This is a genomic window from Streptomyces sp. NPDC008150, assembly GCF_042956945.1.
Lineage (GTDB): Bacteria > Actinomycetota > Actinomycetes > Streptomycetales > Streptomycetaceae > Streptomyces.
Window position 1 is genome coordinate 394,284 of record NZ_JBIBHJ010000007.1, and the last position, 11,768, is coordinate 406,051.

Below are 11,768 nucleotides of genomic sequence, written 5' to 3' on the forward strand. Positions count from 1 at the left end.
CGGGCCGGGGCGCGGGGCGTCTCCTCCCGGGGGCTCGGCGGCCCGCCCGCCTCACAGTGCCGTGGGGTCCTGCGGGGCCCGGCCGGACAGGACCTCGCCGTACGCCTGCATCAGGTCCGGCAGGCGCAGCGTGGACAGGTCGTCGCGCGAGAGCGTGCCGGGGATGCCGGACAGCCGGAGGTCCCGGTACGCGCAGCTCTTCTCGTACAGGGTGCGCAGGAACCGGCCGTTGCCCAGCTCGTCGATCCACGCCTGGTCGACGACGTGCCCGGCTATCGAGCGCAGCTCGTCCAGCGCCTCCGCGTCCCAGACGTCCCCGTTCTCCGCCGCCAGCACCTCGCCGATCGCGGTCAGTTCGAGCGGGCGGTACGAGGGGAAGTCGACGCGGGACGTGAACCGGGACGACAGCCCGGGGTTGGCGGCCAGCAGCCGGTCCATCCCCTCCGGGTAGCCGGCCAGGATCACCACCAGGTGGTCGCGGTTGTCCTCGGCACGCTTGAGCAGCACCTGCAACGCCTCGTCGCCGTACGCGTCGCCCTTGCCGTAGCCGGAGTTGGAGAGCGCGTACGCCTCGTCCACGAAGAGGACGCCGCCGATCGCCGAGTCGATCAGCTCGTTGGCCTTCACCGCCGTCTGCCCCAGGTACTCGCCCACCAGGTCGGCGCGCTGCGCCTCGACCAGGTGGTCGCCGCCGAGCAGGCCGAGGGCGTAGAACACGCGTCCGAGGATGCGGGCGACGGTGGTCTTGCCGGTGCCGGACGGCCCCGAGAAGACGAAGTGCCGTTTCGGCGGCTGCACCGGCAGCCCCTGCCCCGCCCGCAGCCGGGCCATGTTGAGCTGCGCAGACAACGCCTTGACCTGCCGTTTCACCGGCTCCAGCCCCACCATGCGCTCCAGCTCGGCGAGCGCCTCCTCCAGCAGCGACGGATCGGTCGGTCCGGTGGGCGGTAACGGCGCGGGCGCCGCCGTCCGCGCCCGCACGGCCGGGTCGACGCCCGACGGCACCGGGCCGCCGACGGGCGGTTCGGGCTCGGGCAGCCGCAGGTCGCGGCCCTCGGGCACGGGGAACGGGTCGAAGCCGTCGGCCCCCTCGGGGCCGTTCAGGGTGTCCTGCCCCAGCCCCGGCAGGGTGACGGCCGCGAGGCCCGCCGCGTCGTCGAAGCCGTCCCCGTCGGTGATCGCGGCGAGCCGGGCCGCGGTGTCCATGAACGCCGGGTCGACGCGGTGCACCGCGCGGTACAGCGGCATCGCCGCCGCGCTGCGGCCGGTGCCCTCGTGGGCGCGGGCCAGCCAGTAGCGCAGTTCCTTGCGCTGCGGCTGCTCGCTGCGGCAGCGCATCAGCGCCGACGACAGCAGCGGTTCCGCGTGCCCGAACATCTCCAGGCGGACCCGGGCCATGCCGCCGAACAGGCCCGCCTCGATGCCGAGCATCGCGTCGTCGATCAACGGGTCGGTGTGCCGGACCAGATGCTCCCAGTCCTTGATCAGGTAGGCGCGGCAGGCGTGCAGGAAGCGCACCTGCGGGTCGGTGTCCACGGGCGGCAGCCCGGCCAGCGCCCGGTCCAGTTCCGGCACGTGCCTGCCGTCCAGCCAGTGCGAGGCGTGCGCGAGCAGCAGGTCGCGCCGGCTCTCCAGCACGGGCTGTACCCACCAGCCCAGCCAGTACCAGGAGTTGAGGGTGCGGCGGTGCCGGGCGCGCTGCTCGCCGAAGCGGTCGCGGTAGCGGAACATCCGCAGCAGCGCGGTCGTCGTGTCGACGCGCAGCGCGTGCAGGCCGAGCCAGGCGTCCGCCATGCCGGGGTCGATCCGCACCGCGGTGCGGAACTCCTCCTCCGCCTGCGGATAGGCGCCCATGGTGTACGCGTCCACGCCCCGCAGCCAGGCGAGGTCGGCCGGGGCATCGAACCCCTGCGTGCCGAAGTCCATCACGTCCCCCCACGGACGGTGCCCCCGGTGCCGGCCAGGGGTGCCGCCCTCGACTGTCTCGGCCGAACCGCTGGGCCGCGGACCGGAGTTGCCGGTGCGCGAAGCGGTCGTCCGACGTTCGCACCGAGGGCATCGTACCTGCGGGGACGTCGCCCGCCGTAGGGTGCGGCGGGTCCCGATCGAGGGGGCGGGAGCAGAGGGGGCGCACCACAGCCGGTGACCGAGGGTGAGCGGATCGTGGCTCGGAGGGTCCGCGCGGACGGTGCCGGGGGCAGAACGAAGCCCCCGATCACGGGGGAACAATCGGGGGCTTCGTGACTGCGGGCGGCCTCGTTCGGCCGCACATTGAGAACGTAGGACCTGTACGTCCCCCCGGTCAAGACACGTCGGGGCGGTCAAGGAAGTTCTCATGCGGGCTCCGGCGAGGGGTCACCGCAGTGCGGACGAGTCGTCACCCTCCGTGACTCCGGTGCACCCGTGGGCAGTTGCCCCCGGCCCCGGCAGCACCTCGTATCCCCCGGGAATCTGCCGCACCAGGGCGTCGGCGAACGGCCGCGAGGGGTCCGCCGCGAAGTGCCGGCGTTCCGCCGCCGTCCATCCGTCCCAGAACTCCCGCTGCTCCGCGCCGTCCCGCGCGCGGCCCCGCGCCCAGGACTCCTCGTACGGCAGGTCCATCCACAGCAGCAGCGCCAGGTGCGGGCGCAGCGCGCGGCGGCCGACGCCGACGCCCTCGACGAGGACGACCGGTGCGGGCGGCAGCGTCCGGACGACGGCGCCGGGGCGGCGGGTGCGCCAGTCGTAGGGGGAGTAGGAGGCGCTCGTCCCGCGGGAGAGCGGCTCGACCACGCCGGACAGCAACCGCCCGGTCCAGTCGAAGAGTTCGTCGTGCGTTGCGACGTCGTCGAGGCGCAGCACCGGGGCGCCGCCGAGGGCCCCGGCCAGCCGCGCGGCGAACGTGGACTTCCCCGAACCCGCGTGCCCGTCGACGCCGACCAGCCGGACGGGCCCGCAGGAGGGCGGCAGGCGGCGCAGCCGCCGGGCGAGATCGTGCATGCCGTCGTCCTGTGCCTGTCGGGGGAGAGGGGACAAAGGGGAAGTGCCTCCGTCGGCTCCCATCGTAGGCACGGCCGCCGTGTGTCCGTCCCGGGTCGGCCGGGTAACCGGAGGCCGCACCAGTGGTCGATACCAATATTGGTGTGCGCGGCATGGACGGAAGTGCTGGCAGGACCGGCCACCTGCGGTCATAGTTGGCGCACAACTGAGCATCCGACCAGTCTCGACTCGTACACCTGGGGGTCTTGCGCCCATGAGCAGAGCCGAACAACCCTCCCGCAGAACCGTCCTGACCGCGGCGGTCGCCGTCGCCATGGCCGGAAGCGCGGGACCCGCGATCGCCGACAGCACCGGGACCGCCGACTCCGTCGCCGGCGCCGGACGAGGGGGCGGCCCGGCCGCCCGCCAGGTCGACAACCGCGCCTGGACCACCTACGCGGACTGGCGCACCGGCGCCCTCGCGGGCGCCCGCGCCGTCGCCGGCCCCCGGCCGGGCGTCGTGATCGGTGCCCCCGTCGGCACCACGGACTACACGGACCCGCACACCGGGACCACCGCCGCCTGGGAGTACGCGACCTGGACGTCCCCCGCGCACCGCTCCTCGGTCCCCGCGACCGAGGCGATCGCGTCGTGGAACGCCCACACCCCGGCGGGCACCTGGATCCAGGTCGAACTGCGCGGCCGCTACTCGGACGGCACCGAGACCCCCTGGTACGTCATGGGCCGCTGGGCCTCCGGCGACCAGGACATCAAGCGCACCTCGGTGGACGACCAGAGCGACGGCAAGAGCTCGATCTGGACGGACACCTTCTCCGTCGACGACGCCTCGACCGGCCTGCGCCTGGTCTCGTACCGGCTGCGGCTCACGCTGTACCGCCGGCCCGGCACCCGGCTCACCCCCACGGTGTGGCGGCTCGGCGCGATGGCGTCCGACGTCCCCGACCGCTTCGACGTCCCGGCCTCCGCGCCGGGCCTCGCGCAGGAACTGACCGTGCCGCGCTTCTCCCAGGAGATCCACGCCGGCCAGTACCCCGAGTACGACAACGGCGGCGAGGCGTGGTGCAGCCCGACGTCGTCCCAGATGATCATCGAGTACTGGGGCGGGCGGCTCACCAGGGCCCAACTCGCCTGGGTGGACCCGTCGTACGCCGACCCGCAGGTGTGCAACGCGGCACGCTTCACCTACGACTACCAGTACACCGGCTGCGGCAACTGGCCGTTCAACGCGGCCTACGCGGCCACCTTCCGGGACCTCCAGGGCGTGGTGACCCGGCTCGGTTCGCTCAACGACCTGGAGACGCTCGTCGCGGCGGGCATCCCGGCCATAACGTCCCAGTCGTTCCTCAAGACCGAGCTGACGGGCGCCGGTTACGGCACCTCCGGCCACCTGATGACGGTCGTCGGCTTCACCGCGGACGGCGACGTCATCGCCAACGACCCCGCCTCGCCGGACGACGCCGCGGTGCGGCGCGTCTACCTGCGGCGCGAGTTCGAGACGATCTGGCTGAGGACCAAGCGGCTCAACGCCACCGGCGGTGTGTCCTCCGGCACGGGCGGTGTCTGCTACCTCTACTTCCCGGCGCAGCCCACCGCCCACCAGCGCAAGGCCCTCGCGGCGGTCGGCGTGCGCTGAACGGCCCGCACGAGCGCGGGAACGGGCGGCGCGGGGCGGCCCCGGGACATGGTCCGGGACCGCCCCGCCGCCGTGCGCGCGGGGCTGTGACCAAGCTCTCCGCCGCAAACGCCGCGAGCGGTGGCAAGGTGGACGAAGCGGCCGGGGAGCCGCGGGGGAGTCCGACGCACCACCGAACTCTGCGAGACGCCATGACCGCACACGCCGCGACCGCGCACGCCGCGCCCGCATCCGCCGCCACCGTCACCCGCGCCCGTACCGGCGGCCCCGAGGAGGACGGTCCGAAGATCCTCGAGCACGTCCTGGGCTGGACCCTCGTCGTGGTCGTCGCCCTCTTCGTCACCCAGCTCGGCCTGCTCTGATCCGTCCCGTCGCGCCCGGCGCCCGCACCGCCCGCGGCGGTCGCCGCGGGCCGGCGAACGACTGATCCCGTTCTGCCATACTGCGCATGTCCTAACGCCAGTTGGAGACCAGGGTCTGAATTGAATACGAGTCCTCAGCGGGAAGCCGTCCGCCCCCGCGCGCGCGGCACCGAGCGGTCGCCGAACCGCCGGGCCGAACTCATCGCCATCGGGCGGGCGTTGTTCGCCGACACGTCCTACGACGCGTTGTCCATGGACGACATCGCCCGGCAGGCCGGTGTCGCCAAGGGACTGATCTACTACTACTTCCAGTCGAAGCGCGGCTATTACCTGGCGATCGTCGAGGACTCCGTCGCCGGACTGGTCGACCTCGCGGCGAGCGGGCCCGAACTCCCCTCCCTGGAGCGGGTGTTGCGCACGATCGACAGCTATCTGCGGTACGCCGAGAGCAACCAGGCCGCCTACCGCACCATCGTCAGCGGCGGCGTCGGCTTCGACGCCGAGGTGCACGCCATCCGCGACGGGGTGCGCGACGCGATCGTGGCCACCATCGCCGAGGGCGCGTACGGACGCACGACGGTGACACCGCTCACCCGCCTCGGCCTGCTGTCCTGGGTGTGCAGCGTCGAGGGCGCCGCCCTCGACTGGATCGACCGGCCCGACCTGCCCCGCGAGACCGTGCGGGACCTGCTGGTGAAGACGCTCGGCGGCGCCATGCGCGCCATCGAGGAACTCGACCCCTCCTGGCCGGCCCCGGCCCCCGCCCGCAGGGACGGCTGACGGCCAATTTCCGCATTAGCGGTCGTTAACCGGTGACTGGATGCCTCCAATCGGGCATACTCACTGCGCACCGCCGCTGGTCAGCAGCTTCCGCAACCCGGAAGTGCGACGCTCGGCCAGTCGCAGTGAGACTCCGGCGCAGCCGCCCCCCATCCCGGGACGGCCCCCCGCCGACGTGCCCGACAGGGAGGAGAGCGTCGCCATGTCCGACCCCGCCCCGCAGCCGGTGGACCGTCAACTGCCGACGGACGAGGCCCGGGAGCTGATCTCTTTGGTGCGCGACATCGCGCGGCACGAGATCGCCCCGAAGGCGTCCGTCGAGGAGGACGCGGGCCGTTTCCCGCGCGAGGTCTTCACCCTGCTCTCGAACTCCGGCCTCCTCGGCCTGCCGTACGACGCCGAGCACGGCGGCGGCGACCAGCCCTACGAGGTCTACCTCCAGGTGCTCGAAGAACTCGCCACCGCCCGGCTCACCGTCGGTCTCGGCGCGAGCGTGCACACCCTCGCCTCCTACGCGCTCGCCGCCCACGGCTCCAAGGAGCAGCGCGCCGAGTTCCTGCCCGGCATGCTCGGCGGCGGACAACTGGGCGCGTACGCCCTGTCCGAGCCGTCCTCGGGCTCCGACGCCGCCTCGCTGCGCACCCGCGCGGTCCGTGACGGCGACGACTGGGTGATCACCGGCACCAAGGCGTGGATCACCCACGGCGGCGTCGCCGACTTCTACACCGTGATGGCCCGTACCGGCGGCGAGGGCGCCCGGGGGATCACCGCGTTCCTCGTCCCGGGCGACGCCGAGGGCCTCACGGCCGCGCCGCCCGAGAAGAAGATGGGCCTCAAGGGGTCCCCGACCGCGCAGCTCCACCTCGACGGCGTCCGGGTGCCCGACGCGCGCCGCGTGGGGGAGGAGGGCCAGGGGTTCGCCATCGCGCTCTCCGCGCTCGACGGCGGACGGCTCGGCATCGCCGCGTGCGCCGTCGGGGTCGCCCAGGCGGCGCTCGACCAGGCGGTCGCGTACGCGTCGCAGCGGCGGCAGTTCGGGCGCCCCGTCGCCGATTTCCAGGGGCTGCGGTTCCTGCTCGCGGACATGGCGACGCGGATCGAGGCCGGTCGCGCCCTGTACCTGTCGGCGGCCCGGCTGCGCGACGCGGGCCGGCCGTTCACCAAGCAGGCCGCCATGGCCAAGCTGCACTGCACCGACGCCGCGATGAGCGTGACCGTCGACGCGGTCCAGGTCCTCGGCGGCTCCGGCTACACCGCGGACTTCCCCGCGGAGCGCTACCTGCGCGAGGCCAAGGTCCTGCAGATCGTCGAGGGCACCAACCAGATCCAGCGGATGGTCATCGCCCGTCAGCTCGTGGGCCCCGAGACCCGCTGAAGGAACCCGGCCCGACGGTGGGCGCCGCGAGCCGGACCCACTCCGGGTCGTGGCGCCCCGGCAGGGTCCGGCCCCGGTCCGCCCACATCCGCAGCAGGTCGCGGTAGATGGGCGGATCGTGCTGGTGGGACGGCGGTACCGGATCCGTGGGCGCCGGCACGAACGCACGGCGCCGACGGCCGGTCGCCGGAAGGCTGAGGGTCATGTCCGGGCAACGCGGCAGCCCGGCGCCGGGTCACCGGCGGCCGGTCTAGCGCGTGAGTTCGCCCGGTCCACCCCCGGGCGCACCCCAGCAGGGCGCGCCCCGGCGCCCGTTGACACGACGTACCGTCAAAGGGCGTTGCGGGAAGCCTCGTTGAAGGTGCTGTGCGGCAGCGGACGCCCGGGGCGTCGACGCCGGCTCAGGCCGCCTGACGCGGCATCACGGGCACGACCCGGACGGGACGCGAACCGGGGCCGCCGACGTGGGAGAAGGGCTGCATGCGCCAGTCGAGCCCCTGCGGGAGCGTCAGCAGCAGGGCGGTGTCCTGCTCCTGGGGCTCGGGGGAGGACTCGTCGGCGGGGCGGGCGTCGGACGCGTCGCGGCCGGTGCCGGAGCAGACCGTCAGCCCGAAAGGGTTCCACGGCGAGGCGCACAGCGCGTGTTCCGGAAGCACCTCCTCGTCCGCGAGGAGCGCGATGGGCTGCGCGCAGTCCGGGCAGATCACCCGGTACATCTCGAAGGTGTCGTACGCGTCGTCGAACTCGTCGACGTCGGGTTCGACGCCCTCCGGTTCGGGCGCGACCGCCAGCTGGTGGCGCTTGGGCGCGGTACGACCAGGGCGCTTAAGACTCTGCATGGGATTCTCCCCCTCGGGCTGGGCCGTGAAGGCACTGCGGCCTCGACCACAGCAAGCACTTCCCGCGCCTTCCGCGAGGTAATCACGAGAACATCACACAGAGCACACCTATGGTGTGTCCTTCGTCACACGCGGCGGATGGATGCCGGGATGGGCGTTATGTCACCCCAGGTGACCCCCGCGGCGCAACGGGTCACGTCACGAACTGGGCATTACCTGCACCTCTGAGGTATCGGAGCAGTTCAAGCGCACTGTAGGTTCTCGGCCATGGAGGAGCTGGACCGACAGATCGTGCAGCTGCTCGTCAAGGACGGGCGGATGAGCTACACAGACCTGGGCAAGGCCACGGGCCTGTCCACGTCGGCCGTGCACCAGCGGGTGCGGCGGCTCGAACAGCGTGGTGTCATCCGCGGGTACGCCGCGGTGGTCGACCCCGACGCGGTGGGCCTGCCCATGACCGCCTTCATCTCGGTGAAGCCGTTCGACCCCAGCGCCCCCGACGACATCGCGGAACGCCTGGCCGGGGTCCCCGAGATCGAGGCGTGCCACAGCGTGGCCGGCGACGAGAACTACATCCTCAAGGTGCGCGTGGCCACCCCGCACGAACTGGAGGAACTCCTCGCCGGACTGAGGACGTTGGCCGGTGTCTCCACCCGGACCACGGTGGTCCTCTCGACCCCCTACGAGGCCCGTCCGCCCCGCATCTGACCCGGGCCGGACGGCTTCGCGCCCCCCTTCGGGCGACCTGCGTGCCGGACGGTGCGCGCGGGGCGTGAAAATGGTCCCCATGAGTGAGAGCACCGACCCGAACCGGACCGTCCTCCTGCGCCGCGGCGAGGTCCACAGCCCCGCCGACCCCTTCGCCACCGCCATGGTGGTCGAACGCGGGCAGGTGGCCTGGGTCGGCTCCGAGGGCGCCGCGGACGCGTTCGCCGACGGGGTGGACGAGGTGGTCGACCTCGACGGTGCCCTGGTGACCCCGGCGTTCACCGACGCTCACGTCCACACCACCGCGACCGGTCTCGCCCTCACCGGACTCGACCTCAGCGACGCCCCGACCCTCGGCGCCGCGCTCGGCCTGGTCCGCGACTTCGCGCGCTCCCGCCCCGGGGACACCGTCCTGCTCGGCCACGGCTGGGACGCCGCCCGCTGGCCGGAACGCCGTGCCCCGCGCCGCGACGAGCTCGACGAGGCCACCGGCGGCCGCCCGCTCTACCTCTCCCGGATCGACGTGCACTCCGCCGTCGCCACGACCGCCCTGCTCGACCTGGTGCCCGGCGTCCGGCACGCCGACGGCTTCCACGACGCCGGGCCGCTGCTCGGCGACGCCCACCACGCCGTGCGCGCCGCCGCGTTCGACGCCGTGACCCCCGCGCAGCGCACCGCCGCCCAGCGGGCCGCCCTGGCGCACGCCGCGTCCGTGGGCATCGGCTCCGTCCACGAGTGCGGCGGCCCGCACATCTCCTCCGAGGACGACTTCACCGCCCTGCTCGCCCTCGCCGCCGAGGGGGACGGCCCGCGGGTCGTCGGCTACTGGGCCGAGCAGAACGTCGACCGGGCGCGGGAGCTGGGCGCGGCCGGTGCCGCGGGCGACCTCTTCGTCGACGGCTCCATCGGCTCGCACACCGCCTGCCTGCACCACGACTACGCCGACGCCGCCCACACCGGCACCGCCCACCTGGACGCCGCCGCGGTCGCCGCCCACGTCGTGGCGTGCACCGAGGCGGGTCTCCAGGCCGGGTTCCACGCGATCGGCGACGCCGCCGTGACCGCCGTCGCGGACGGGGTGCGCGCCGCCGCCGAGAAGACGGGCCTCGCGCGCGTCCGTGCCGCCCGGCACCGCGTCGAGCACGCCGAGATGCTCACCGCGCGGACCGTCGCCGACTTCGCCGAACTGGGCCTGACCGCCTCCGTGCAGCCCGCCTTCGACGCCCTGTGGGGCGGCCCCGACGGCATGTACGCCGAACGCCTCGGCGCCGAACGGGCCGCCCGCCTGAACCCCTTCGCCGCCCTGCTGCGCGCCGGGGTGCCGCTCGCCTTCGGCTCCGACAGCCCGGTCACCCCGTTCGACCCGTGGGGCGCCGTCCGCGCCGCCGCCTTCCACCGCACCCCGGAGCACCGCGTCTCCGTGCGCGCCGCGTTCACCGCCCACACCCGCGGCGGCTGGCGGGCCGTCGGGCGCGACGACGCGGGCGTCCTGGTGCCCGGAGCCCCCGCGGACTACGCGGTCTGGCGCACCGGCGACCTGGTCGTCCAGGCCCCGGACGACCGCGTCGCGCGCTGGTCCACCGACCCGCGCTCCGGCACCCCGGGGCTGCCCGTCCTGGCCCCCGGCGCCGAGCTGCCGGTGTGCCTGCGCACGGTGGTGGGCGGCCGCACGGTCTTCGTACGGCCGGGCGAGTGATCTCCCGGGGCGGCACTCCGCGCGCCGGGGGCCGCCGCCCCGTCCGGCGACCTGCGCTTCCTCCCCGCGACGCCCGCCGCCGCCCACGGATCCGCAGGTCAAACCGCTGTTGACAGGTGGCCGCAGGGGGCCGGTAGGTTCTGCCGGGTCCACCACCGGACGCCCGACCGAGGAACGTCCGCGTACTCGCCGCGGCGCCGCTGGGTCAGGGACGGTGTGCCGCACCGGGGCACCGCCACTGGCAGCCAGGCTCAGCGCCCGCGCCACGGCGACGGAACGTTCCGGCCGGTCGGCAAGGTGTGACCCGGGTAGGGCCCGGACGCTCAGTAGACAACGGCCTCGGACCGACCCGCAGCCGGCGGGTCCCGGGCCGGCCCGAAGGGCGCCGGGCCCTTATCCGCAGTGCGTGCCGCACGACCGCGCGGGTCCGTGCCGGGCAATGTCCGGCCGGCGGTTGCCCAAAAGTCCGATCCTGCCCACCTTGCGTCCCTCCGACACCACCGGACTCGGGCACTGGCACGTCATCGCAGGCCGTGGCCACTATGGTGGACCTCTGCGCACGGACCTGAAGGGGCAGCAGTGAACGACGGCGACGGGACTCTCGCGGCATCGGCCAGGGGGAGGCAGTTCGGCCCGCTCGGCACGGCCTTGGTGATCATCCCGACCTACAACGAGGCCGAGAACATCAAGAAGATCGTGGCCCGGGTGCGAGGAGCGGTGCCCGAGGCGCACGTTCTGGTGGCCGACGACAACAGCCCCGACGGCACGGGCAAGTTCGCGGACGAGCTCGCCGCGGCCGACGACCAGGTCCACGTCCTGCACCGCAAGGGCAAGGAAGGCCTCGGCGCCGCGTACCTCGCCGGCTTCCGGTGGGGCATGGAGCAGGGCTACGGCGTACTCGTCGAGATGGACGCCGACGGCTCCCACCAGCCCGAGGAACTGCCCCGTCTGCTGACCGCCCTGAAGGGCGCCGACCTGGTGCTCGGCTCCCGCTGGGTGCCCGGCGGCCGGGTCGTGAACTGGCCCCGGTCCCGCGAGTTCATCTCCCGCGGCGGAAGCCTGTACTCGCGCGTCATGCTCGACGTCCCGATCCGCGACGTCACCGGCGGGTACCGCGCCTTCCGCCGCGAGACCCTGGAGGGGCTGGGCCTCGGCGAGGTCTCCTCGCAGGGCTACTGCTTCCAGGTCGACCTGGCCCGTCGCGCCGTCCGGGCCGGCTACCACGTGGTCGAGGTCCCCATCACGTTCGTCGAGCGCGAGCTGGGCGACTCGAAGATGAGCCGCGACATCCTCGTCGAGGCCCTGTGGCGGGTCACCTCGTGGGGCGTGGGGGAGCGCATCGGCAAGCTCGCGGGCAAGGACAGACCCGCGGGGCCGCAGAAGTGACCGGGGCCCT

Annotated in this window: 11 protein-coding genes; 7 read left to right on the plus strand and 4 right to left on the minus strand. The window is 73.8% G+C overall.

The features are described 5' to 3' along the window. Positions 1-51 precede the first annotated feature (51 nt). Positions 52-1,926 (minus strand): AAA family ATPase, encoded by a 1,875-nt coding sequence (locus tag ACFZA0_RS20225; RefSeq protein WP_391018539.1) that lies wholly within the window; start codon positions 1,924-1,926, stop codon positions 52-54. Positions 1,927-2,355: 429 nt separating this feature from the next. Further along, positions 2,356-2,979 carry a uridine kinase gene (locus tag ACFZA0_RS20230; RefSeq protein WP_391018542.1) on the minus strand — a complete coding sequence of 208 codons (624 nt, stop codon included), beginning with the start codon at positions 2,977-2,979 and terminating at the stop codon, positions 2,356-2,358. 253 nt (positions 2,980-3,232) lie between these two features. Between ACFZA0_RS20230 and ACFZA0_RS20235 the strand changes: the two genes are divergently transcribed. From ACFZA0_RS20235 to ACFZA0_RS20250, 4 genes are all read left to right on the plus strand, one after another. Beyond that, positions 3,233-4,612 carry a C39 family peptidase gene (locus tag ACFZA0_RS20235; RefSeq protein ID WP_391018548.1) on the plus strand — a complete coding sequence of 460 codons (1,380 nt, stop codon included), beginning with the start codon at positions 3,233-3,235 and terminating at the stop codon, positions 4,610-4,612. Positions 4,613-4,803: 191 nt separating this feature from the next. Continuing rightward, on the plus strand, positions 4,804-4,974 hold the full coding sequence (locus tag ACFZA0_RS20240; RefSeq protein WP_391018551.1) for an SCO1431 family membrane protein: 171 nt from the start codon (positions 4,804-4,806) through the stop codon (positions 4,972-4,974). Positions 4,975-5,094: 120 nt separating this feature from the next. Continuing rightward, positions 5,095-5,754 carry a TetR family transcriptional regulator gene (locus ACFZA0_RS20245; RefSeq protein WP_391018554.1) on the plus strand — a complete coding sequence of 220 codons (660 nt, stop codon included), beginning with the start codon at positions 5,095-5,097 and terminating at the stop codon, positions 5,752-5,754. 202 nt (positions 5,755-5,956) lie between these two features. Beyond that, the gene (locus ACFZA0_RS20250; RefSeq protein ID WP_391018557.1) at positions 5,957-7,129 is read left to right on the plus strand and encodes an acyl-CoA dehydrogenase family protein; all 1,173 of its coding nucleotides are present in this window, start codon (positions 5,957-5,959) and stop codon (positions 7,127-7,129) included. On the opposite strand, the gene ACFZA0_RS20255 is transcribed toward ACFZA0_RS20250, so the two are convergent. Then, positions 7,092-7,334 carry a hypothetical protein gene (locus ACFZA0_RS20255; RefSeq protein ID WP_391018560.1) on the minus strand — a complete coding sequence of 81 codons (243 nt, stop codon included), beginning with the start codon at positions 7,332-7,334 and terminating at the stop codon, positions 7,092-7,094. The genes ACFZA0_RS20250 and ACFZA0_RS20255 overlap by 38 nt on opposite strands. 196 nt (positions 7,335-7,530) lie before the next feature. Then, a complete protein-coding gene (locus tag ACFZA0_RS20260; protein WP_391018563.1) occupies positions 7,531-7,968 on the minus strand; it encodes a hypothetical protein in 438 nt (145 codons plus the stop codon). A 267-nt stretch (positions 7,969-8,235) separates the two neighbouring features. Here ACFZA0_RS20260 and ACFZA0_RS20265 point away from each other — a divergent pair, with 267 nt between their 5' ends. From ACFZA0_RS20265 to ACFZA0_RS20275, 3 genes are all read left to right on the plus strand, one after another. Next, positions 8,236-8,676, plus strand: coding sequence for an AsnC family transcriptional regulator (locus ACFZA0_RS20265; RefSeq protein ID WP_391018566.1), 441 nt, complete (start codon positions 8,236-8,238; stop codon positions 8,674-8,676). 79 nt (positions 8,677-8,755) lie between these two features. Then, a complete protein-coding gene (locus tag ACFZA0_RS20270; RefSeq protein ID WP_391018568.1) occupies positions 8,756-10,372 on the plus strand; it encodes an amidohydrolase family protein in 1,617 nt (538 codons plus the stop codon). 579 nt (positions 10,373-10,951) lie between these two features. Beyond that, a complete protein-coding gene (locus ACFZA0_RS20275) occupies positions 10,952-11,758 on the plus strand; it encodes a glycosyltransferase (RefSeq protein ID WP_391018571.1) in 807 nt (268 codons plus the stop codon). Positions 11,759-11,768 lie beyond the last annotated feature (10 nt).